General features: G+C 71.4%; 20 protein-coding genes. 3 read left to right on the forward strand and 17 right to left on the reverse strand.

Annotation, left to right across the window (positions count from 1 at the left end):
- Positions 1-137: 137 nt before the first annotated feature.
- The 3 genes from ACQP2O_RS40580 to ACQP2O_RS40590 form a co-directional block, all read right to left on the reverse strand.
- Complete coding sequence (locus ACQP2O_RS40580; RefSeq protein ID WP_433174507.1) at positions 138-956, reverse strand: TIGR03936 family radical SAM-associated protein; 819 nt, start codon at positions 954-956, stop codon at positions 138-140.
- A 67-nt stretch (positions 957-1,023) separates the two neighbouring features.
- Positions 1,024-1,647: a hypothetical protein gene (locus ACQP2O_RS40585; RefSeq protein ID WP_433174508.1), complete on the reverse strand. Its 624-nt coding sequence runs from the start codon at positions 1,645-1,647 to the stop codon at positions 1,024-1,026.
- Positions 1,648-1,850: 203 nt separating this feature from the next.
- Positions 1,851-2,909, reverse strand: coding sequence for a LacI family DNA-binding transcriptional regulator (locus ACQP2O_RS40590; RefSeq protein ID WP_433174509.1), 1,059 nt, complete (start codon positions 2,907-2,909; stop codon positions 1,851-1,853).
- Between the two features lie 93 nt (positions 2,910-3,002).
- Between ACQP2O_RS40590 and ACQP2O_RS40595 the strand changes: the two genes are divergently transcribed.
- A complete protein-coding gene (locus ACQP2O_RS40595; RefSeq protein WP_433174510.1) occupies positions 3,003-3,203 on the forward strand; it encodes a hypothetical protein in 201 nt (66 codons plus the stop codon).
- A gap of 125 nt (positions 3,204-3,328) precedes the next feature.
- On the opposite strand, the gene ACQP2O_RS40600 is transcribed toward ACQP2O_RS40595, so the two are convergent.
- From ACQP2O_RS40600 to ACQP2O_RS40655, 12 genes are all read right to left on the reverse strand, one after another.
- Positions 3,329-5,251 carry a TIGR03960 family B12-binding radical SAM protein gene (locus tag ACQP2O_RS40600; RefSeq protein WP_433174511.1) on the reverse strand — a complete coding sequence of 641 codons (1,923 nt, stop codon included), beginning with the start codon at positions 5,249-5,251 and terminating at the stop codon, positions 3,329-3,331.
- Between the two features lie 120 nt (positions 5,252-5,371).
- Positions 5,372-5,770: a hypothetical protein gene (locus tag ACQP2O_RS40605; protein ID WP_433174512.1), complete on the reverse strand. Its 399-nt coding sequence runs from the start codon at positions 5,768-5,770 to the stop codon at positions 5,372-5,374.
- Between the two features lie 81 nt (positions 5,771-5,851).
- Positions 5,852-7,021 (reverse strand): rod shape-determining protein RodA, encoded by a 1,170-nt coding sequence (gene rodA, locus ACQP2O_RS40610; RefSeq protein ID WP_433174513.1) that lies wholly within the window; start codon positions 7,019-7,021, stop codon positions 5,852-5,854.
- 18 nt (positions 7,022-7,039) lie between these two features.
- A complete protein-coding gene (mrdA, locus tag ACQP2O_RS40615; protein WP_433174514.1) occupies positions 7,040-9,244 on the reverse strand; it encodes a penicillin-binding protein 2 in 2,205 nt (734 codons plus the stop codon).
- 12 nt (positions 9,245-9,256) lie between these two features.
- Positions 9,257-9,802 carry a rod shape-determining protein MreD gene (gene mreD / locus ACQP2O_RS40620; protein WP_433174515.1) on the reverse strand — a complete coding sequence of 182 codons (546 nt, stop codon included), beginning with the start codon at positions 9,800-9,802 and terminating at the stop codon, positions 9,257-9,259.
- Between the two features lie 3 nt (positions 9,803-9,805).
- On the reverse strand, positions 9,806-10,831 hold the full coding sequence (mreC, locus tag ACQP2O_RS40625) for a rod shape-determining protein MreC (protein WP_433174516.1): 1,026 nt from the start codon (positions 10,829-10,831) through the stop codon (positions 9,806-9,808).
- Between the two features lie 11 nt (positions 10,832-10,842).
- Positions 10,843-11,874: a rod shape-determining protein gene (locus tag ACQP2O_RS40630; RefSeq protein WP_360883134.1), complete on the reverse strand. Its 1,032-nt coding sequence runs from the start codon at positions 11,872-11,874 to the stop codon at positions 10,843-10,845.
- A gap of 189 nt (positions 11,875-12,063) precedes the next feature.
- A complete protein-coding gene (ndk, locus tag ACQP2O_RS40635; RefSeq protein ID WP_433174517.1) occupies positions 12,064-12,474 on the reverse strand; it encodes a nucleoside-diphosphate kinase in 411 nt (136 codons plus the stop codon).
- 107 nt (positions 12,475-12,581) lie between these two features.
- A complete protein-coding gene (locus ACQP2O_RS40640) occupies positions 12,582-14,015 on the reverse strand; it encodes a hypothetical protein (RefSeq protein ID WP_433174518.1) in 1,434 nt (477 codons plus the stop codon).
- 125 nt (positions 14,016-14,140) lie between these two features.
- The gene (locus tag ACQP2O_RS40645; protein ID WP_360883143.1) at positions 14,141-14,458 is read right to left on the reverse strand and encodes a DUF4233 domain-containing protein; all 318 of its coding nucleotides are present in this window, start codon (positions 14,456-14,458) and stop codon (positions 14,141-14,143) included.
- A gap of 208 nt (positions 14,459-14,666) precedes the next feature.
- Complete coding sequence (locus ACQP2O_RS40650) at positions 14,667-16,022, reverse strand: bifunctional folylpolyglutamate synthase/dihydrofolate synthase (RefSeq protein ID WP_433174519.1); 1,356 nt, start codon at positions 16,020-16,022, stop codon at positions 14,667-14,669.
- A 105-nt stretch (positions 16,023-16,127) separates the two neighbouring features.
- Entirely contained in the window at positions 16,128-17,384 is a 1,257-nt protein-coding gene (locus ACQP2O_RS40655) for an MFS transporter (RefSeq protein WP_433174520.1), read from the reverse strand.
- A gap of 50 nt (positions 17,385-17,434) precedes the next feature.
- On the opposite strand from ACQP2O_RS40655, the gene ACQP2O_RS40660 reads away from it, so the two are divergent.
- Positions 17,435-18,667 (forward strand): hypothetical protein, encoded by a 1,233-nt coding sequence (locus tag ACQP2O_RS40660; protein ID WP_433174521.1) that lies wholly within the window; start codon positions 17,435-17,437, stop codon positions 18,665-18,667.
- A gap of 12 nt (positions 18,668-18,679) precedes the next feature.
- Here the strand turns inward: ACQP2O_RS40660 and ACQP2O_RS40665 are convergent, their stop codons facing one another.
- A complete protein-coding gene (locus ACQP2O_RS40665) occupies positions 18,680-19,318 on the reverse strand; it encodes a LysE family translocator (protein ID WP_433174522.1) in 639 nt (212 codons plus the stop codon).
- Positions 19,319-19,462: 144 nt separating this feature from the next.
- Here ACQP2O_RS40665 and ACQP2O_RS40670 point away from each other — a divergent pair, with 144 nt between their 5' ends.
- The gene (locus ACQP2O_RS40670) at positions 19,463-20,230 is read left to right on the forward strand and encodes a phytanoyl-CoA dioxygenase (RefSeq protein WP_433174523.1); all 768 of its coding nucleotides are present in this window, start codon (positions 19,463-19,465) and stop codon (positions 20,228-20,230) included.
- Positions 20,231-20,236: 6 nt separating this feature from the next.
- Here ACQP2O_RS40670 and ACQP2O_RS40675 read toward each other — a convergent pair whose 3' ends face one another.
- Positions 20,237-22,312 (reverse strand): SpoIIE family protein phosphatase, encoded by a 2,076-nt coding sequence (locus ACQP2O_RS40675; RefSeq protein ID WP_433174524.1) that lies wholly within the window; start codon positions 22,310-22,312, stop codon positions 20,237-20,239.
- Positions 22,313-22,315: the final 3 nt, after the last annotated feature.

A 22,315-nucleotide genomic window follows, 5' to 3' on the forward strand; every position in this document is an offset into this window, starting at 1 on the left:
GCGACCCACGAGGGGTGCGCCGCACAGGAGCTCTTCGTTTGTCGTCGTCGCCGGCGTGGCCCTGGCGGGCCGTACCGACAAAGTCATCAGGGGTGCGCCCGACCGTCCCCGAAGACCCATGCGTCGCACGGATCCGGTTACGGCTGAGCGCCGACGGCGTCCGGCGCCACGGCCCGTACGGCGTCCGCGGTCGCGGCGGCGTCATCGCCTGCCGGTGCGGTCTGCCGGTCGGAGGCCAGCGGGTCGGTGAGCTCACCGGTGGGCTCGTCGAGTGGCCCCTGCGCCAGCCGCGTCACCATGGGCGGTGACGGCGGCGCGAGGTCGGCCACCTGACGAAGTCCGGTGAGGACGTCGTCCGGTCGGACGGCGGGCGTCGTGTGCCGAACAACCATTCGAAGTATGGCACAGCGGACATCCGCGTCCTCAATGGCACGCCGGTCGAGCTCGCACGCGATGACCGCGGCGCGGGCGTCGAAGCGCCGGCGTCCCTTCTTCGTGAGGCGTTCCACCTCGATCTCATCGGCCGCCATGAACGCACGGACGGCCGCGTCGGCGACGTCGGGGACGACGCCGTCGAGACGCACGAGCCACCGCGATGCCTCCAGGCGGTCCGCCAGAGCCCCGGCCCGCGCCTCGACGACCTCGACGATGTCGAGTCCGTCAGGCAGCACGGCGTCGAGGGCGGTCCGCACCTGCTCCGGAACGCGGTGGGCGGTGAGCCCGATCTCGAGATACTCCGCCTCACTGGCGACCCCGGTGGCCGCCGCACCCGTATAGGAGATCTTCGGGTGCGGAGAGAATCCGGCGCTGAAGGCCACCGGGATCCCGGCACGCCGTACGGCGCGTTCCACGGCCCGGGAGATGTCACGGTGGCTGGTGAACCGCATCCTGCCGCGCTTGGCGTACCGCACGCGCAGGCGCTGGGTCACGGGGGCCGGCGCCGGGCCCTCCGGCATGGGTGCCAGGGTTTCGGTCCTTCCTACTCGTGCCAATCCAAAAGTCTCTGCTCCTAAGAGTACGGGGTCACGGGCGCCGCGTATCCAGCCCCAGTGCCCGGAATACCGAACGAACGGCCGCTCCAGCGGGTTTCAGGACGTTGACGCGGACCCATCGGGCGGGTGTCAGCACGGCGACGCGCCACGCCCAGGCCAGGGCCCGCAGGGCCGGCCGGACGAACGTCCGCCAGACCCACCGCACCGGCCGCACGAGGAGGTGGAAGAGCACGATTCCGGCGAGTCGCCAGACGTAGGCGATCCCCCGGCCGATGGCGGCCAGTACCGGTCGTACCGCGTGCCACAGCACGACCAGGCCCCGTCCGATCCAGTGCGCGGCGTACGCGAACGGCATCAGGACGATCGCCAGGCACCAGGCCAGGCCCCGTCCGAGGGGCCGCAGGAGGTAGCGGTAGATCACGCGTCCGAGCGGCGCGATGATCGCCTCGGCCACCCACCGCAGCGGAATGACGATCAGCACGCGGATCAGCCACCCGAGGGGCCGCAGGAGCACCTGGTACACCAGCCATCCGATCGGCCGCAGGACGTACCGGCCGACGGCGCGCCCGATCAGGGCGAGCAGCTCCCAGAGCAGCCGGATCGGCACGACGATGATCAGTGCGGGGACGGTGAGGCATCCGGGTCCTTCGTTCACGCCTGTTCGACGCACGATCTTCCGTTCTCGTTTCGTCCACTCGGGGGACCCGGACCGTCCGTACGCTCGGAGCGCGTCCGACGTCGTTCGGCGGGCGGAGGCCACCGTAGGACACGCCGTACGACGCCGGTAGGGCCCACGTCACGTAGAGCGCCCGTCGAGCCCGCGTCGTCTCACGACGACCTGCGGCACCGGTAGGGCCGTCACGCTCCGGCGCCGGGCGGCGCGGTCGTACGGCGGACGACGAGATCGGTCTCCATGAGCACGCAGGGGGCCGTCTCACTCCGGGACGGCTGGAGGAGCAGGCGCCCCGCCGTGGTGCCCTTCTCGGCGATCGGCTGGCGCACGGTGGTCAGGCCGGCCGGCGCGGCCGCGGGCACGTCGTCGAAACCGATCACCGACAGGTCCCGTGGGACCTCGATCCCTCGTTGCGCCGCGACGTCGAGCACGGCGAAGGCGACCTCGTCGGTCGGCGCCAGGACGACCGTGGGCCGCGGGTCCGCGTCGAGGAGGCGGGCGGCGGCCTGGCGGGCGAGCTCCCGGTCGTTCGGCGTCCGGCCCACGGCGACCTCGCTCCAGGCCAGACCGACGGCCTCGCAGGCGTCCCGGTAGCCGGCCAGCCGGGCCCGGCCCGCCCCGAACCGCAGGTCTCCCGGCCGATCCAGGTCGAGCCAGTCGCGGTTGGTGCGCCCCGTGACGGGCTGCACGCCCAGCACGGCGACGCGCCGGTGCCCGAGGCCGAGGACGTGCTCGGCCGCACGGCGGGCCGCGGTGCGGTCGTCGATCCCCACGAACGGCACGCCCTCGACGTACGGGTAGTCCACGGTGACCACCGGGAGGCGGCGGCGCAGCACCGTCTCGACGAGCGGGTGCCCTTCGGGCGAGAAGAGACAGAACCCGTCCACCACCGCGTCGCCGATCACCTCTTCGGCGGCGTCCGGGGACGGCCATCCGATGAGGTGGACCCCGGTGCCCGACTGCTCCGCGACGCTCGCCAGGCCCCGCAGGAAGCCGACGGCGTAGGAGTCGGCGAAGGCGTACGACAGGGCCTCGGTGAAGATCACTCCGATCACGCCCGCCCGGCCGCGCCGCAGGGTGCGCGCCGCCGGGTGCGGGCCGGGGTAGCCGAGCTCACTCGCCACCTCCAGGATCCGCCGGCGCAACTCCTCGTTGAGCTGGTCGGGCCTGGAGAAGGCGTTGGACACAGTCGTACGCGAGACGCCGACCCGATCGGCGATCGTCTGTAGTGTGACGCGCTCCACGAGACGAACCCTAGTTCTGAATTGATTAAGAAGCGACCAGGACGTACTCTCGAAGAGGTAACTGAATCGATCAAGTGATCAAGAGAGGAAGAGATGACTCCGCTTCAGGTCGTCACCTTCATCGCGGCGCACGAGAAGGGCCGCGAGCTCGCCCAGTCGGCGCTCCCCGACGCCCCCAAGGTCCCCTACCAGCCCGTCGAGCCCCGTACGCCGGTCGTCCGCACCGCCCTGGCGACGCTGCTCCGCCGAACCGCCGATCGCGTCGACCCCTGCCTGGAGCCGTCAGTGGGATGATCGATCATCGAGCATGTCCGGCCGACGACGACGCCGGGCAGCCCAGCACAAACCGATCCGGCGGGCCCCCACGGGGACCCGCCGGATCTCTTGTTTCCCTGCTTGATCGCGCCCGCTCCCAGAGGTCAGACGACCGTCAGGGGAAGCAGCTTCTTGCCCGTCGGGCCGATCTGGATCTCGGTGTCCATGGTCGGGCAGACGCCGCAGTCGTAGCAGGGCGTCCACCGGCAGTCCTCGACCTCGGTCTCGTCGAGGGAGTCCTGCCAGTCCTGCCACAGCCACTCGCGGTCGAGACCGGCGTCGAGGTGGTCCCAGGGCAGCACCTCGACCTCGTCCCGCTCCCGGATGGTGTACCAGTCCAGGTCGACGGGCTCGTCGGCCAGTGCCTTCTCCGCGGAGACCGTCCAGCGCTCGTACGAGAAGTGCTCACTCCACCCGTCGAAGCGGCCGCCGTCCTCCCAGACCGCCTGGATGATCTTTCCGACGCGGCGGTCACCGCGCGACAGCAGTCCCTCGATGATCGACGGCTGGCCGTCGTGGTAGCGCAGGCCGATCGCCCGGCCGTACTCCTTGTCACGGCGCAGGGTGTCCTTGAGCGCGCGCAGGCGGCGGTCGACGGTCTCGTGGTCGCACTGGGCGGCCCACTGGAACGGCGTGTGCGGCTTGGGAACGAACCCGCCGATCGACACGGTGCAGCGGATGTCGCGCCGGCCGGTGGCCTGCCGACCCGCCTGAATGACCCGCCGGGCCATGTCGGCGATCGCGAGGACGTCCTCGTCCTCCTCGGTCGGCAGCCCGCACATGAAGTACAGCTTGACCTGCCGCCAGCCGTTCTCGTACGCCGTCGTGACCGTGCGGATCAGGTCATCCTCGCTGACCATCTTGTTGATGACCTTGCGCATCCGCTCGGACCCGCCCTCCGGGGCGAACGTCAGGCCGGAGCGGCGTCCGCCGCGGGAGAACTCGTTGGCGAGGGTGATGTTGAAGGCGTCGACGCGGGTCGACGGCAGTGACAACGACGTGTTCGTGCCCTCGTAGCGGTCGCCCAGTCCCTTGGCGACGTCGGCGATCTCGGAGTGGTCGGCGCTAGAGAGGCTGAGCAGGCCGACCTCCTGGAAGCCGGACTCCTTCAGCCCGGTCTCGACCATCTTCCCGATCGTCGTGATCGAACGCTCGCGCACCGGCCGGGTGATCATCCCGGCCTGGCAGAACCGGCAGCCGCGCGTGCAGCCTCGGAAGATCTCGACGCTGTAGCGCTCGTGCACCGTCTCGGCCAGCGGGACGAGGGGCTTCTTCGGGTACGGCCAGTTGTCGAGGTCCATGACCGTGTGCTTCGCCACCCGCCACGGCACGCCCGGACGGCCCGGCGCGACGCGCTGGATCCGGCCGTCCGGCAGGTAGCTCACGTCGTAGAACTTCGGGACGTAGACGCCGCCGGACCGCGCCAGCCGCATCAGCAGCTCGTCCCGCCCGCCGGGCCGCCCCTCGGCCTTCCACTCGCGGATCACCTCGGTGACGGCCAGGACGATCTCCTCGCCGTCACCCAGCACCGCCGCGTCGAGGAAGTCGGCGATCGGCTCGGGGTTGAACGCCGCGTGCCCGCCGGCCATCACGATCGGATGCTCGTCGGACCGCTCGGTCGCCCGCAGCGGAATCCCGGCCAGGTCCAGGGCGGTCAGCAGGTTGGTGTAGCCGAGCTCGGTGGAGAAGCTCACCCCCAGCACGTCGAACGCGCCGACCGGCCGGTGCGCGTCGACCGTGAACTGCGGGATGCCGTGCTCGCGCATCAGCGCCTCGAGGTCCGGCCACACGCTGTAGGTGCGCTCGGCCAGCACGCCCTCGCGCTCGTTCAGCACCTCGTAAAGGATCTGCACGCCCTGGTTGGGCTGACCCACCTCGTACGCGTCGGGGTACATCAGCGCCCAGCGCACGTCGGCGGAGTCCCAGTCCTTGACGGTGGAGTTCAGCTCCCCGCCGACGTACTGAATCGGCTTTTGCACCTTGGGGAGCAGCGGCTCCAGACGGGCGAAGAGCGACTCGACGGCCATGACGGAAAGCCTCCGGAAACACGTATGGGATTCCCCCACACCCTACCGGCGCGCCTCCATCCCCCAGACCGATTACCCGCCACCGGACCGCCCGGAAGTGCAAAGGCGTCCGGACGGAGCTCAGACCTTCTGAATGAGCGGCGGAGACACCGCTTCCGAAGCCGCGACGAGGGCCTCGATGTCTGCGGGATCGCCGGTCAGGATCATCGCGGCGTCCTGCTCGAGAGCGGTGGCCACCACGAGTGCGTGCACGACGTCGCCGGCGCCGGTCCTCCCCAGCAACTCGCCGGCGCGCTTGGCGACCTTCTCTGAAGGCGACTCGATCACGCAACCCTTGAGAAAACGTGCCAGCACGGCTTGACGTGGTCCGTTTCTCCAGACCTGGGCCAGAACAGGCGTCGTGACGACGAGAAGACGACCATTCCGCGCCCTCTTGTGCACCGACCATGCGGCCTTGCTGCGGGCAGCGGCGCTGATGAGCGCACCGCTGTCGACAACGGCCCGGGTAACGTCGATCACGTCAACCCCGCCGCCTTTCTCGCCTTGCGCTGGTGCTCCTCCGCCGCTTGCCAGATCCGCTCCGCCTCGATGAGTTCCTCCTCACTCGTACGGGTTGTGGCGCAGGTGGACGGTCTGGAGGAAGCCGACGGCGATGAAGTCGGCGAAGGCCGACGACCCGCCGTACGAGACGAAGGGCAGGGGCAGGCCGGTGATCGGCATGATGCCGACGGTCATGCCGATGTTCTCGAACGTCTGGAAGGCCAGCCAGCACACGACGCCGGTCGCGACGAGCCCGCCGAACAGGTCGGCGGCCTCGCGGGCGATGCGCAGCCCGCGCCACAGGACCACGCCCAGCAGGGCGATGATCAGCGCGGCGCCGACGAACCCGAGCTCCTCCCCCGCCACCGTGAAAATGAAGTCGGTGTGCTGCTCCGGGACGAAGTGCCCGGTGGTCTGCTCGCCGTGGAAAAGACCGTTGCCGAAGACGCCGCCGGAGCCGACGGCGATGCGCGCCTGCTGGGCGTTGTACCCGGCGCCCTGCGGGTCGGCCGACGGGTCGGCGAAGGCGGTGAACCGGTGGACCTGGTACGGCTTCAGCAGGTGGAACCGCCAGACGACCAGGGCGAGCGCGGCCCCTGAGCCGACCAGGCCGCCGACCCACCGCTTCGGCGCGCCGGACATCGCGAGCACGCCGATGATCACTGTGCCGAACACCAGGGTGGTGCCGAGGTCTGGTTGCAGCATGACGAGACCGGCGGGAAGTGCCGCGAGTGCCAGGGCGAGCAGGATGTCGCGCCGTCCCGGCCCGACCTCGCCGTCGCGCGGCTCGCCGAGGATCATCGCGAGCAGCACGACCATGCCGACCTTCGCGAACTCCGACGGCTGGATCTGGAATCCGCCGCCGACCACGATCCAGGAGTGGGAGCCGTTGACCGTGGCCCCGAGGGGTGTCAGCACGACGGCCAGGCCGACGCAGGCGGCGGCGTAGACGATCGGGGCGTACGCGCGCAGCAGCCGGTAGTCCAGGGCCGTCGTGACGCCGCCGAGGACGAGCCCGATCCCGACGTTGAGGATGTGCTTGGCCAGGAAGCCTTCGGCGCCGGCCTGACCGGCGCGGGTCGCCGAGAAGACCAGGAGGGAGCTGATCAGCGACAGGGCGAGGACGGCGAGGATCAGCAGCCAGTCGAGACGCCGCGCGGGGGAGGCCAGCAGCCGGGCCGGCAGGGACCGCCGCCGGCGGCCGAGCGCGGGGCCGTACTCACTGATCATGCCGCCGCCTCACCCCGCTCATCGGCGTCTCCGGTGGTGTGGCGCGGGGGTCTCCCTGCCCGCGACGGGTTGCTGGCCCTTCGGGGACTCCTTGCGCTTCACGGGCTGTTCGTTCTCCGCCTTCGCGGTGACCGCGAAGCCCGGTGGGGCCGCGACCGTGCCGTCGGGTGCGAGGGTCGGCAGGCGGTCCGGGACGTTGCCGTCGGGCAGCGCGGCGCTCTGGCCCTTCCCGAGGCCGTACATGCCCTCCCAGATCTGCCGGACGGCCGGCGCGGCCGTGGTGGCGCCCGTGCCGGCCTGGGTGACCATGGCGACGACGACGTAGCGCGGCTTCTTCGCCGGGGCGAACGACGCGAACCAGGACGTGTCCTTCTTGCCGTACACCTCGGCGGTGCCGGTCTTGCCGGCGACGGCCAGTTTGTCGAAGGGGAAGCCGGTGAAGGCGCCGGCGGCGGTACCCGACTTGGGCACGTCGGTGAGCGCGCTCCTGATGTAGGCGAGCACCTTCGGATCGACCGGCAGGCGTGCGGCCTTCACGGGGTCGATGCGGCGGGCGACGGAGCCGTCCGCCGCCAGGACCGCCTTGCCGACGCGCGGGCTCCACAGCGTGCCGCCGTTGGCGACCGCGGCGTACGCCCGGGCGAGCTGCAGCGGCGTGACCAGCACGTCGCCCTGGCCGACGGAGAAGTTGGCGGCGTCACCGGCGCGGAAGACGTACCCGTCGACGCAGTTCTCCGAGGAGATCGCCTTGAGGTACGCCGCCCGCGCCGGATCGGACTTGGCGACCTCGGGATAGCCGGTCTTGGCCCGCTTGCAGTCGGTCTTCTTGGTGTCGTTCCAGTAGCCGAGCTTCCAGCCACGGTCCGGGATGCGGCCCGAGGCCTCGCCGGGCAGGTCGATGCCGGTGCGCTTGCCGAAGCCGTACGCCCTGGCCATCTTCATCATGGGGTCTTTGGGGTTCTTCACCGGATGTATGGCACCGTCGCGCTGCCACTCCTCGTACGCGAACTTGTAGAAGATCGTGTCGCAGGACATGACGAGTGCCTGGTGCAGGTTGATGTCCCCGCCCGACTCGCCCTCGAAGTTGCTGAACGCCCGGGCGCCGACCATGTACGACGACGGGCAGGGGTAGATGCCGTGCAGGGAGTAGCCGTCCTTGACGGCGGCCGGCAGCGAGGAGATCTTGAACGTCGATCCGGGCGCGAACGTCCCGTCCGTAGCGCGGGAGATCAACGGCTGGCCGTGGGCCTTGCTGAGCAGCCCGTCGTACTCGTCCTGGGAGATGCCGCCCGTCCAGACGGTGGGGTCGTAGGTCGGGAGGCTGGCGAGCGCGATGACGCGCCCGGTGCGGACGTCCAGGACCACGCTCGCCGCCGAGTCGGCCGGCGTGCCGCGGTGGCGGGCGTCCTTGACCGCTTGGCCCAGGGCCGCCTCGACGATGCCCTGCACCCTGGCGTCGATGCTGGTGACGAGGGTGCCGCCGCCGACCGGGGGCTGTTCGGAGGCGATGCCGGTGACGCGGCCACGGCTGTCGACGAGGACCTTCCGGTCGCCCGGGACGCCGCGCAGGTCGCCGTCGTAGGTCGCCTCCAGGCCGTCGCGGCCGATCAGGTCGACGCCGCTGAACCCGGTGACCTTCAGGCCCTTGCGCCTGTTCAGCTCGTCCTGGGTGATCGGCTGGAGGTATCCGAGGGCCTGCGCGGCGGTGGCCCCATCGGTGCGGGGATAGTCGCGCACCGGCTCGAGCTGGGCGGTCACGCCGGGGAAGTCCTCCTGGCGCTCCATGATCTGCAGGGCCTTGCGGGAGTCGACGCGGTCGTCGATCGGAATGGGCTGGTATGGGGAGCCGGACCAGCAGGGCCGTTTGATCCCCGGGCCGCACAGCCGGATCTTCAGCGCGATCTGCTCGTACGGCATGCCGAGCAGGGTCGCCAGGCGTCGCAGCGTCTCCTTGCCGCCGTCGTCCTGGCGGGCGAGCGCGGTCCGGTCGAGGGAGACGACCAGGGCGGTCCGGTTGCGTACGAGCGGCCGCCCGACGTCGTCGACGATCTGGCCCCGGACCGCGGGCACGACGATGTCGCGGATGCGGTTGTCGGCGGCGACCTTCTTGTAGTGCGCGCCGTTCATCACCTGCAGGTACCAGAGTCGCCCGCCGAGCGACAGCAGCAGCGACATGACGAGCACGTGCAGCACGACGAGCCGTACGTGCGAGCGCGGGCCCAATTCGCATCCCTCCTAGCGTGCCCGGTAGAAGCCGGGGAGCGCGTCGAGTCCGCCGGGGCCGCGCTCGTGTTCGGCCCTCCTGGTCAGGCGCAGCACGACCCAGACCACGAACGGGCTGGCGATCACGTCGTACAGCACCTGGATCGGCAGCAGGTGGGAGACGACCGGCCAGCGGGTGCGCGGGTCGCCGAGCATCATGCCCACCATGGCGTACAGGACCGATCCGGCGAACGCGCCGGCGGCCACGGCGAGGAACGGCAGCACGGGTGATCGCTCCATCTCGTCGGCCGCCAGGCCGCAGATGTAGCCGATCAGGCAGTAGACGAACGCGTAGCGCCCGATCGTGTGGTCGGCGGGCGGCACGATGTCGGTGGTCAACCCGGCGAAGAACCCGGTGACCAGGCCCGTCATCGAGCCGTTGACCAGCGCCAGCGCCACCACGGCCAGGAGCACGAGGTCGGGGCTGACCGAGCCGGGCAGCGGCAGCCGGTTGGCGACCGTCACCTGCAGCAGCAGCGCGGCGGCGATGACGATCGTGGCCTGGACGTTGCGCGACATGGATCAACCTCGCGGCTTGCGAGACCTGCGCGGCCTCGGTGAGTCGGTGGGCTCGGCGGAATCGGTGGACTCGGCGGACGCGGACGACTGGGCGCTCGGCGCGGCCGGCGGTGATGACGGCGGCGGAGTGGACGGCTTGGGCGGCGGGGCCGGCGCGGAGGTGGTCGGTTTCGGCGGCAGCACCGCGTCGCGAGGGTTCTTCTTCGGCGGGGCGACCACGACGCCGACGACGTCGAGGCCGGTGAAGTGCGTGAACGGGCTGACGATCGCGGTGCGGGTGAGCGAACCGGGCGTCCGCTCGATCCGCGTGACGGTGCCGATCGGCACTCCGGGGACGTACGGCCGGTCGCCCTGCGAGCCGAAGGAGACGATCCGCTGGCCCGGCTTGATCTCCACGGTGGAGTCCAGGAGCTCGAAGGTGAGGGACGAGCCGCTGCGCCGGCCGGTGCCCCGGACGACGCCGATCTCGCCCGAGCCCTCGAGCCGGCCGCCGACCGCGGACGCCGCGTCGGTGGCCAGCAGCACGGTCGAGCTCGTGGGCCCGACCTGCGTGATCCGTCCGACCAGGCCGTCCCCCGTGATCACCGACATGTCCGTACGGATGCCGTCCGTGCTGCCCGCGTCGATGGAGACGGTCTCCTCGACGCCCTCGCCGGCCGAGATGACCTGGGCGGCGACGATGCGGTAGCGGCCGAGACCGGCGGTGCCGAGCAGCCGATTGAGCTGATCGGCGCGGGTCTTGTCGATCTGCTGGGAGCGGAGTTGCTCGCGCAGTCGTTGGTTCTCGCGTTCGAGCCGGTTGATGCGCCGGTGCGCGTCCGGGCTGCCGAGGACGGTGTCGAACGCGTGCCCGACCGGGGTCACGACGGCGGCCGCCGCGCCCTCGATCGGTCCGAAGATCGCCTCACCGAAGGAGCGCAGCCCGCGCAGCGGCGAGTGATCGCCCCCGCGATAGTCGACGGTGATCATGGCCAAGGAGATCAGCAGCAGGATCCCGAGGACGGCGCGGGTTCGCCGGGTGTCATTCACCGGCCGGTTCCCTAACGTCGTGGTTCGGGCACGAGGACCTGTCGCAGCGCCTCGAAGTCCTCGACGCACTTCCCGGATCCGAGGACGACCGAGTCGAGTGGGTTGTCGACCATATGTATCGGCATGCCGGTCTCTTCCCGGAGCCGTTCGTCGATGTTCTTCAGGAGGGCGCCGCCGCCGGTGAGGGCGATGCCGCGGTCCATGATGTCGCCGGACAGCTCGGGCGGGCACTTGTCGAGCGTGGTCTTGACGGCGTCGACGACCGAGTTGACCGGCTCCTCGATGGCGTGGCGGATCTCATCGGCGGAGATCACGATCGTCTTGGGCAGGCCGCTGACGAGGTCGCGCCCGCGGATCTCCGCGTGGGGCTCGTCGTCGAAGGGGTACGCCGAGCCGATGGCCATCTTGATCTCCTCGGCGGTGCGCTCCCCGAGCATCAGGGAGTACTCCTTCTTGGCGTAGGAGATGATCGCCTGGTCGAGCTCGTCGCCGCCCACCCGGATCGACTGGCTGGTCACAATGCCGCCGAGGGAGATTATCGCCACCTCGGTGGTGCCGCCGCCGATGTCGACGACCATGTTGCCCGTCGGCTCGTGGACGGGCAGCCCCGCGCCGATCGCGGCGGCCATGGGCTCCTCGATGATGTACACCCGCCGCGCGCCGGCCTGGTAGCCGGCCTCCTTCACGGCGCGCTGCTCGACACCGGTGATGCCGCTGGGCACGGCCACGACGATCCGAGGTTTGGCGAAATGTCGGCGTTTGTGCACCTTCTGGATGAAGTAGCGCAGCATGCGTTCGGTGACGTCGAAGTCGGCGATGACACCGTCCTTGAGCGGACGCACCGCGACGATGTTGCCAGGAGTACGGCCGATCATCCGCTTGGCCTCGATGCCCACCGCCACGATCTTGCCCGTGTTGGTGTTGATCGCCACGACCGACGGCTCGTTCAGAACGATGCCCCGACCGCGCACATAGACCAGGGTGTTCGCCGTGCCCAGATCGACTGCCATGTCACGGCCCAGGAACGACAGCTTGTTACCCATGAAGAAAGGGAGCCCTTCCGGATTGGCGGGCGTGCGGAACGCATTCACATGGTAACGCGAGAGATCCCGGTTGACGCAGACCCATCCCCGCGCGTCGTGATCCGGGTCAGGTGGGCCGTAGGGTTTGTTACCTGGGAAAACAAACGCGCGGGCCGACGTCGTCGGGCCCGCGCGGTTATGCGACCAATGTCAGAAAAGGTCGGGGAAGAACAGCTTGATCTCACGCTCGGCCGAGGCGGGCGAGTCGGAGCCGTGGACGATGTTCTCCTGGATCTCCAACGCATGATCGCCACGGATGGTTCCCGGGCCGGCGGCGACCGGGTCGGTGGCGCCGGCCAGAGCCCGGAACGCCTCGATCGCGCGCGGCCCCTCGACCACCATGGCGACGAGCGGACCGCCGGTGATGAACTCGACGAGCGAGCCGAAGAACGGCTTCTCGCGGTGCTCCTCATAGTGCGTCTCGGCGACCTCGCGGTCCAGCGTGCGGAGCTCGAGGGCGACGATCTTGAGGCCCTTGCGCTCGATGCGCGCGATGACGTCGCCGACGAGGCCGCGGCGCACGCCGTCGGGCTTGACGAGGACAAGACTGCGTTCGGACACGGATGATTCTCCTTGGTTGCCTGTTTGCGCGGGCCGCGGCGAGAGATCGCCGGCTGGCCGTGTTACCGCAGGTCGCCACGGCCGGGCCGCCGCATATCGGTGCGATCTTACCCGGCGGACAGGGCGGCTCCGTCCGATTCGGCGGGGCCGGCCGCCGATGGCCGGGGACGGCTGCGGCTCACCCACGCGGTCACGGCCGCGAGGATCACCAGGAGGACACCGGCCGCCACGAGCCACAGCCGGTACGCCGCGGTGAGCGCGTACAGCGCCGCCATCGGTCCCCCACCGGCCTTGGTGACGGCGCCGACCTTGGCGACCTGCAGCGGCCCCACGACGAGATGGCCGCCGAGCACCGCGGGAAAGCACAGCGACAGGCCGAACAGTCCCGGGCCGAGGTCGGTGTGGCCCAGCGAGGCCCCGACCGCCAGGCCCGTTCCCGCGCCCAGGGCGCACAGGGGCGCCAGCAGCGTCCACTGATCCGCCGTCGCGCCCATGGTGAGCAGCAGGAAGATCGCGACGATGACGAGGCCGTACCCGCACAGCACCGCGCCGCGGCCGGCACCCCTCCCGAGCGCGCCGGCCGGCAGCGCGGCGACCAGCGCCCCCGCCGCTCCCGCCGCGAAGGCCGTCAGGGGCACGGCCCGGCCGCCGACCAGCCCGGCCAGCGGACCGGTCACCGGCATGGTCAGCAGGCCGGCGGCCAGCATGACGACGGCGTAGCCGAGCGGGCTGCCGGTGACCGCGTCGCGCGAGCCGACGACGGCCAGGCCGAGCAGCCCCGCGATCCCGCACGCCGCCAAGAGCAGCTGCGCACCCGGCGACCAGTCGTAGGTCGTGACCACGGCGAGGAACGCGAACCCCGCGGCCGGGACGGCGGGCAGCAGCAACTGGACGCGCTCCCCGCGCGACGGGGACGGCGGGACGTGCTTCCGGCCCGATCGCGTCCGCAGCAGGCCGAGCAGCGCGGCGCCGACCAGCGCGATCGCGCCCAGCCACCAGTACGGGCGGAGGATCGCCCGCCAGTCCACGCCGTCCGGGTTCGACGCGGCCGTCGCGGCCAGCGCGAGCGGCGTGGCGAGCAGGAGTGACGCCACGAGGGTGCCGGCCCACACGGCGGGCGCCGCGCGGCACTCCCGCCGCTCCCGGGCGAGCGCGAGCGTCGCGGGCAGGACGACCCCGCCGCCCGCCCCTTCGGCCACGCGCACGGCGCCGATCAGCGCGATCGACGTGGCGTGCGCCGAGAGCGCCTGAGCGGCGAGCAGGACGGTCAGCCCGGCGAAGAGCACGAGCCAGGCGGGCACGCGGCGGACGACCGCGGCCGCCGCCGGGGTGACGAGCAGTAAGGCGGGCAGCGCCAGGCCGCAGGCGCGGACGAACCCGGCCGCCTCGCCGTTCGACAGGCCGAGGTCGCGCACCGCCTGCGGCATCACGTAGGAGGCCGTGTCGGGCAGGGCGACGATGGCGGCGGGGAGCGCCGTGGCGATGACGACGAGCCGCACGGTGAATCCCGTGGCGTCGCGTTTCCCGGGGGGCGTGGGCATCCGGAATCTCCTCAGGAGATCGTCGTTCCGCCGCCATCCGGATGGTCGATTTATGTTAGATGTCTATTTTTCGGCATTTAACCGGATTGAAAAGGCGGGACGATGGGAAAAGGCCACCCGCGAGATTAGCGCGGCTGCGCCCCTTCCACCCGGCGACCGACCCAAATCGACGCCACCCACAGGGCACCGAATATGACACCGAGGAAGAACATCACCGGAACCACGAAACCGGTCGCTATCACCAGGACTTGGAGCAGAGTGCCCGCGATGTAGGCCCACTGGTACCGCAGCAGGCCGGCGATCAGCAGCCCGGCGACCGCCAGCGCGCCTCCCACGGCCCCGGCCGTTGTCGCGTCCGCGTGCACCACCGAGATCGCCACCGGGATCGCCAGCAACGTCACCACGGCCTGCAGGGTGAGCATGACCGCACACAACCGCCTCATACGTCACCTGCCTCTGCCGCACCGGTCGCGACACGGACGACGCCGAGTCCCGTACGGTCAGCCGAACCCGCCGGAACGACGCCGACCGGTCCCGTACGGTCGGCCGATGCGGCACGACCGGCGACGGACGCGCGGCGTCCTGGGTGGCGCACGGCGTGGGTCCCCGCCCCGGTCCTCGCGCGGCGGCCGACCGCCGCCGTACGGGCGGTCACTCGCCCGCCCTCAGGAGGACGCGGGCATCGCCCGCCGTCGTGACCGACCCGGTGATGAGCAGGCCCGCGCCGGCGAACTCCCCCGACTCGTCGGCCAGCGTGATGCCCTGCTCGATGGCGTCGTCCAGCCGGGGCACCAGGTGAACGCGGTCCTCGCCGAAGACGTCGCTCGCCAGCTCCGCCAGCTCGTTCGCGGGCATCCCCCGGGGCGAGGAGTTGCGGGTGACGATCACCTCGTCCAGCACCGGCTCGAGCTCCTCGAGCACGCCGGCCACGTCCTTGTCGGCCATCACCGCCAGCACGCCGACCAGCCGGGTGAACCCGAACTCCTCCGTCAGCGCGGTGACGCTCGCGGCCATGCCGGCCGGGTTGTGCGCGGCGTCGACCAGCACGGTCGGCCCGGTCCGTATGACCTCCAGCCGGCCCGGCGAGGTGGCGTTCACGAACGCCTGCCGCACCAGCTCCGGATCGAGCTGGTCGCTGTCGGTCTCCGACTCGCCCGTGGCGCGGCCACGTGCGAACGCCTCCACCGCCGCCAGCGCGCACGCCGCGTTGCCGGCCTGGTGCGCGCCGAAGAACGGCAGGAACACCTCGTCGTACACGCCGTGCAGCCCCTGCAACCGGACCAGCTGCCCGCCGACGGCCAGCTCACGGCCCAGCACGCCGAACTCCAGCCCCTCACGCGCGACGGTCGCGCCGACCTCATTGGCGCGCCGCATCAGCACCTGCGCCGCCCCGACCGGCTGCTGGGCGAGCACGGCGATCGCCCCGGGCTTGATGATCCCGGACTTCTCCCCCGCGATCTCCTCCACCGTGGCGCCGAGCCAGCGGGTGTGGTCGAGCCCGATCGGGGTGACCACCGCCACCGCTCCGTCTGCGACGTTCGTGGCGTCCCAGACGCCTCCCATGCCGACCTCGACGACGGCGACGTCGACGGGCGCGTCCGCGAACGCGGCGTACGCCATCGCGGTCAGCGTCTCGAAGAACGACACCTTCACGTCGTGCTTCGCGTCGGTCATCTCCAGAAACGGCAGGACGTCCTCGTACAGCTCGGCGAATCGCTGCTCGCTCACCGGCGCGCCGTCGATCGTGATCCGCTCTCGGATCGAATGCAGCTCGGGACTGGTGTACAGGCCGACCCGCAGCCCCCGCTCGCGCAGCAGCGCCTCGATCATCCGGGCCGTGCTCGACTTGCCGTTCGTCCCGGTGATGTGGATGACGGGGTACGCCCGCTGCGGCGACCCGAGAACGTCCGCCAGATCACGCATCCGGTCCAGTGTCGGATCGATGTCCCATTCGACCCCCCGGGCCCTGACGCCCTTGACGGCCTCCTCATACCTGGTCGCACTCACGGAAGAAGCCTACTAACGCCCGGATCCCCCCGCCGCCGCCCCGGGCCCACGGCGTGCGGGCGGGCCCGTGGCACCGTGATCCTCAGCGGCAATGCCCACCGGGGATCACGCGATCGCCCCGCTCGCCACGGGCGCTTCAACGTGAGCCGTTGCTCGGCGCAGGTCCGCCGAGCACAGGCCGCCCAGTCCGGTGAGCGTGACCGCGGCAGCGCAGAGACCCAGAGGGAGGGCGGGACCCGTGGCCGCCGCGAGGTTGCCCAGCGCGTTGTTCATCACCAGCAAGGCGGTGCTCTGGACCAGGGTCAGCAGTGCCTGCAGACGGGACAGGTGGGAGTCGGGCGTCGTGACGAGCACAAGGGGACCGACGTGGGTGCTGAAGACGCCGGACCCGAGCCCGACGATCAAAGAGCCGCCCGCCGCCACGATGGGCGACGGTGAAAGGCCGAGGAGAGCCGTTCCGCAGCCGCCGAGGATCAGTCCGAGGGCCGCGGTACGCCCTGGCCGCTTGCTGCCGCCTCTGCCGGCGACGAGGACGGCGATGCCGATGATCCCCAGGCTCTGCGTCGCCGCGAGGAGGCCTGCCGCGTCCGATCCCCATCCGTGGTGGCGGGCGAGGAGAGGCATCAGCAGCGAAATGACGGGCAGCAGCGCTCCGGCCGCGGCCGCCACCAGGAGGAGGGCGGCGCGGAGAACCGGGCTTCGCCACGCGACCTGGAGACCATCCGCGACGTCCCGAAGGGCACCCTTCCGCGTGGCGACTGCCGGGAGCGCTTGAGTCGGCCGGATCGTCGTCATCACCCAGAAGACGATCCCGAAGGTCACCGCGTCGAAGAGCGCGGCTCCCGGAAGACCCACGGCTGCGACGATGAGGCCGCCCAGCGAACCACCCGCCAGGGCGACCACCTGCCCACCCGTCTGTCGCAGGGCGAGAGCCTTGGGCAGCTTGTCCGATCCGACCAGTCGTCGGGGCATGGATCCGGATGCCGGCAGGTAGAAGGCGTCCACCGCCCCGATCAGCAGTCCCGCGGTGATCAGCAGCCATGTCGCCGTCCCCCAGCGAAAGGCGACCACGGCCAGCAGCACCGTCACGACGATCATCGTGCTGTCGCCCATCAACATGATCTTTCGGGCGCCGAACCGGTCCCCGACGGCACCGCCGATCAGCAGCAGCGACGCTCGTGGCAGGTTGATCGCGGTCAGTACCAGTGCGGCGACGGACCCTCCGTGGGCGGACGCGGTCCAGCCCAGCGCGAAATAGAGGACCGTGTCGCCGAACATGGAGGCCAGCACCCCGGACAGCCAGATGAGGTAGGTGCGGGGCAGCCCGTCTCGGCGAGACGACGGTGCTTCGGAAGGCGTCACGGCCGGCCACCGTAGGGGAAGGCACCGACAAGCGTGGCTATCGTCGAGACGTGACGGAGGCCTTCTACGCGGAGTGGGATCGGCGCGGTCCGGGAGCCCGGCGCAGCATCGGGCGTGCGCGCCTGCTCGCCCGCGCACTCGGCCTGGACGTCGCCGGAGCGCCGGTCCTCACGGTGGTGGGGTCGAAGGGCAAGGGCACGGCCGCGACGTATGCCTCCGCGTGTCTCGCCGCCGCCGGATGCCGCGTGATCACGGTCACCAGCCCGGCGTTGCGCGAGGACCGGGAACGCATCCGCGTCGACGGCACGGCGATCTCCGCCGACGCCCTGGCCCGGCTCGGCCGGCGCATCCGTGACGCGACGGCCGCCCTGCCGGAGAGCGGGAGCGGCGAGGGCTACCTGTCCCCGAGCGGCCTGTTCACGCTGGCCGGCGTGCTGTACGCGCGGGCGGCCGGCGCGGACGTGATCGTGCTGGAGGCGGGCATGGGCGGGATTTCCGATGAGGTGAGCCTCTTCCCGCCGGACGTCCTCGCGATCACCGAGGTCTTCGCCGAGCACGTCGGCGTGCTCGGCGACTCCCCCGCCGAGATCGCGAAGGACAAGGCCGGCGTCGTGACCGCGGCCACGTCCGCCGTCATCTCACTCCCCCAGAGCCCGGCGGTGACTGAGGCGATCGCCGCGACCGTCGCGGACCGTACCGGCGGCCGGGTGAAGCCGGAAGTGATCGGCACGAGCGGCATCCAGGCCGACCTGCTGCCGACCGGCCATGGACGCCGGAACGCCGAGCTGGGCTGCGCCGCCGCCCACCGCCTCCTCGAAGCGATCGGACGCCCTGAGCCGCCCCAGGACCGGTTGGACCGGGTCCTGTCCTCCGTACGCCTGCCCGGCCGCCTGTCCTGGCACCACGTCGCCGGTACGGACACCACGCTGCTTGTCGACTCGGCGATCGACCGATCCGGCGCCGCGATCGCCCTCGCCGAGGCGTATCGCCGCTGGGACCGCATCGATCATGTCCTCGCCTGCCTGCCGGACCACAAGGACGTCGCCGGCGTCGCCGCCGAGCTGGCCGGCCTGCCCGTGACCTACGTACGGATGCCGAGCCACCGGCATCTGAGATTCACGCACCCGGTGCCAGGACATTGGACCGTCGTCGACGACACGGAGCTGAGCCGCAGGCGTCTCGCCTCGCTCGGCGAGCGGGTTCTCGCGCTCGGAACGGTGTACTTCATCGGCCGGCTGCTCGAGTTCGCCGACGCGGACACCGAACGACTCTTCGACCTCTGACGGCCCGACCGGTCAGGGGCGGCTGGTGAGCATCAGGCGGCAGCCGAGCGCGGTCAGGACGGCTCCGACGACTCCGTCGAGGATCGGTTCGAAGTGGCGGCGGCCGATCAGGCGGGTGGTGCGGTGAGCGGCCGCGGCGTAGACGCACTGGCCGGTCAGGTTCGCCGTGGCCGCGATCAGCGCGAGGCCGATGATGACCGGAGTGGCGGCCACTCCGTGCGCCGTGACGAACTGGGGAAGCAGCGCCGTGAAGAACGCGGCCGCCTTGGGATTGAGCAGATTGGTGATCAGCCCCTGCCGGAAGAGCGTCTTCGTCGAGACCTCGGGCCGGGCGTCGCCGCCGATCGCGGGCCTGGTGCGGTCCCGGAGCGCCCGCCAGATCATGCGGACTCCCAGGTAGCAGAGGTACGCCGCGCCGGCGAGCTTGACGATGACGAAGACCTCCGCGGAGGCCGCCAGCACGGCGGCGATCCCCAGGGAGGCGGCCAGGCCCCACAGCAGGAGTCCGGCGGCGCTCCCCGTGCCGGTGCGCACACCGGCCGACCAGCCGTGCCGTACCGCGTTGCGCAGGACCAGCGCCGTATCGGGCCCCGGTGTGGCGGTGATCAACACCACCACGCCCATGTATGCCAGGAACGCGTTACCCGTCATGGGTCGGATGGTACTGCGCGGTACTCGGATGCCCCGGGGGTCCGCCGCCGAGAACGCGGCGCTCGCCAGGGCACCGGCGCGGTACGGACGGCCGCGCGGAAAACCGGGTGCCTTTCCTTCCCGTCATGACCAGAATGCCGTCTCATGGCTGACGCGATGGTCGAGCGGTTCGTACGGGACGGGTTCGTGAAGATCGAACAGGCGTTCCCGGACCGTGCGGCGCGGGAGTGCGCGGCGCTGCTGTGGGCGGAGACCGGGTTCGACCCCGACGACCCCGCGACGTGGGTGAAGCCGGTGCACCGGGTCGGCGACATGGCGGCGGAGCCGTTCGTCGAGGCGGCGAACACGCCGGTCCTGCACGACGCGTTCGATCGGCTGGTCGGGCCGGGGCGCTGGGTGCCGCGCCGGTCGCTGGGGACGTTCCCGCTGCGGTTCCCGCACGAGGAGGAGCCGGACGACGCGGGCTGGCACATCGAGGCGAGCTACTCGGGCGACGGCGTCCCGTGGGCGCACGCGAACGTGCGGTCGAAGGACCGCGCGCTGCTGATGCTGTTCCTGTTCAGCGAGGTGGGGGAGGCCGATTCGCCGACCCGGATCCGCGTCGGCTCGCACCTGGACGTGCCGCCGATCCTCGAGCCGTACGGCGAAGAGGGCGTCTCCATATTCGAGATCGCCACAAACCTGGAGGCGGCCTCCGCGCACCGTCCGCTCGCGTTCGCGACGGGGCGGCCCGGCGACGTCTACCTGTGCCACCCGTTCCTCGTGCACGCCGCGCAGCCGCACCACGGGCGCCGGCCCCGGTTCATGGCGCAGCCGCCGCTGCATCCCGCCGTCTCGTACGCGCTGGAGCGCGCCGACGGCACCTACTCCCCGGTCGAGATCGCCATCCGCGAGGGTCTGCGCCGGAACTGACCCGGCTCACTCCTCGACGCGCAGGACGATCAAGGCCATGTCGTCGTGGGAGGGCTCGACGGAGAAACCGCGGACCGCGCGCATTACCTTGGCCCCCACGGCGCCGGCGTTGAGGTCGACGCAGCCCTCGAGGATGTGTTCCAGCCCGCCGTCGTCGCCGAGCAGCTGCTTGCCGCGCCGCCGCTCGGTCACCCCGTCGGTGAAGCCCATCAGGAGGTACCCCGGCTTGAGGATCTCCGTCCGCACGGTGAACGTCGCGTCGGGGAAGACGCCCAGCATCAGGTCGGAGTCCTCCTCGGACTTCACGACGCCGCTCGGGCTCAGGAACAGCGGCGGCGGGTGCCCGGCCGTGGCGTACGTCACGCGGACCCGGCCCTCGCCGAGCTCCTCCAGCTCGCCGTGCAGGAGGGTGAGGAACCGAGCGCGGGTGCCCTCTTCCAGGATCAGCGCGTTGAGGCGTTCGAGGACCTCGGGGATGGAGTGGTTCTCGCGGCCGAGGATGCGCAGGGCCTGGCGGGCGAGGCCGGTGACGGCCGCGGCCTCCGGGCCGGTGCCGCACACGTCGCCGATGGCGAAACGCCAGCGGGTGCCGACGCTGAAGACGTCGTAGAAGTCGCCGCCGACCTCGCTGTGCTCGCCCGCCGGTTCGTACACGACGGCGACGTCCAGGCCGGGGACCGTCGGGATCTCGGGCGGGAGAAGGCTGCGCTGGAGCGTGCGGCTCATGTCCGCCTGCTCTTCGTACAGCCGGGCGTTGTCGATGGCGAGGGCGGCCCGGCCCGCGAGGTCCTCGGTCAGCTCGAGCGCGTCGCGGGTGAAGCGGGCGCCCTTCGGGCCGCCGACGACCAGCATGCCGATCTTGCGACCCCGGGCGAGCAGCGGGAAGGCGTGGGCGACGTCGCCGGTGACGCGGTGCGCGGTCTCGGGCAGGTCGCCGGACGGCGCGGGCGTGAACCCCTCCCACGGCCCGGGCTCGGCGGGGGGTGGCGCGGGCGGCAGTTGCTCGAGCAGGGTGCGCAGGTCGGCGACCATGGTCTCGTCGGCGTGCCAGGCGTACGCGGGGGACACCAGGTTGGTGTCGCGGACGGTGAACACCGCACACCAGGTGGCCAGGCGCGGCACGATCAGCTGAGCGACGAGGGCCATGGTCATCTGCTGGTCGAGGGTGCCGGCCAGCATGCTGCTCGCCTCGGCGAGGAACCCGAGCCAGCCGCGTCGGGCGCGCTCCAGCTCCATAAGGCGGGCGCGCTCCATCGACGGCGCCTGCCGGTCGGCGATCTCCTGGAGACGCTCGACGTCGTCCTCGATGAAGTGCCCCGGATCGCGGGAGGCCGCGATCAGCAGTCCGATCGCCCGCCCGTCGACCGTGAACGGCGCGGTGACGAGCGACCGGATCCCGGCGGCCTGCAGGGCGGGGAGGTTGTACGGGCTGCCGCCCAGGTCGGCGTAGACCCCCCGGCCGCCGACCGGGGCGCCCTCGAGGCCGATCTCCAGGGCGGCGCCCTCGGGTCGTACGCCCGCGGTGGCCCGGAGGCTGAGCTCGGCGTCGTCGTCGGCGAGCAGGACGTAGACGCAGTCCGCGCCGAGAGTGTCCTGGGCGGCCTGCGCGGTGCGCTGGGCGAGCTGGTCGACGGTGGGGCGGGCGGCCTGCGGCGCGGAGACGATCTCCTCGTGGGACGGGGGCGGCGGCGGGTGCTCCGCGGCGCCGATGCCGGGCACGGTGAACCAGACGTTCTTACTGCCCTGGCCGTACGTCACGCCCCAGGAGGTCGCGAGCGTCTCGGGGAACAGCAGGCCGCGGCCGCTCACCTGATCGCCGGGCACCGGCACGCGCCGGGCCTGATGCCGGTCGTGCACCTCGATCCGGACCAGCCCGCCGACGAGCTCGCAGACCACCTCTACCTCGGTGCCCGCATGGACGATAGCGTTCGTAACCAGTTCGCTGGTGAGTAGCATGGCGTCATCCACGTCATCGACGCCCCAGCCACGAAGTGTCCCTCCGACAAAACGCCGAGCGGCCGCGACAGAGGCGACCTCCGGCGGGAAGGTCGTGTACGTCTTTGCGTTCTTCTCCACGGCCACTTG

Source organism: Actinoallomurus sp. CA-150999, from assembly GCF_050942425.1.
In the GTDB taxonomy this organism is placed as follows: Bacteria; Actinomycetota; Actinomycetes; order Streptosporangiales; family Streptosporangiaceae; genus Actinoallomurus.

Coding starts and splice junctions, on each gene's coding strand:
- ACQP2O_RS40580 (WP_433174507.1), bottom strand. CDS start 956: ATGCCGGAGGGCCCGGCGCCGGCCCCCGTGACCCAGCGCCTGCGCGTG.
- ACQP2O_RS40595 (WP_433174510.1), top strand. CDS start 3,003: ATGACTCCGCTTCAGGTCGTCACCTTCATCGCGGCGCACGAGAAGGGC.
- ACQP2O_RS40600 (WP_433174511.1), bottom strand. CDS start 5,251: ATGGCCGTCGAGTCGCTCTTCGCCCGTCTGGAGCCGCTGCTCCCCAAG.
- rodA (WP_433174513.1), bottom strand. CDS start 7,021: ATGATCAGTGAGTACGGCCCCGCGCTCGGCCGCCGGCGGCGGTCCCTG.
- mreD (WP_433174515.1), bottom strand. CDS start 9,802: ATGTCGCGCAACGTCCAGGCCACGATCGTCATCGCCGCCGCGCTGCTG.
- ACQP2O_RS40630 (WP_360883134.1), bottom strand. CDS start 11,874: ATGGGTAACAAGCTGTCGTTCCTGGGCCGTGACATGGCAGTCGATCTG.
- ACQP2O_RS40640 (WP_433174518.1), bottom strand. CDS start 14,015: ATGCCCACGCCCCCCGGGAAACGCGACGCCACGGGATTCACCGTGCGG.
- ACQP2O_RS40645 (WP_360883143.1), bottom strand. CDS start 14,458: ATGAGGCGGTTGTGTGCGGTCATGCTCACCCTGCAGGCCGTGGTGACG.
- ACQP2O_RS40665 (WP_433174522.1), bottom strand. CDS start 19,318: ATGACGGGTAACGCGTTCCTGGCATACATGGGCGTGGTGGTGTTGATC.
- ACQP2O_RS40670 (WP_433174523.1), top strand. CDS start 19,463: ATGGCTGACGCGATGGTCGAGCGGTTCGTACGGGACGGGTTCGTGAAG.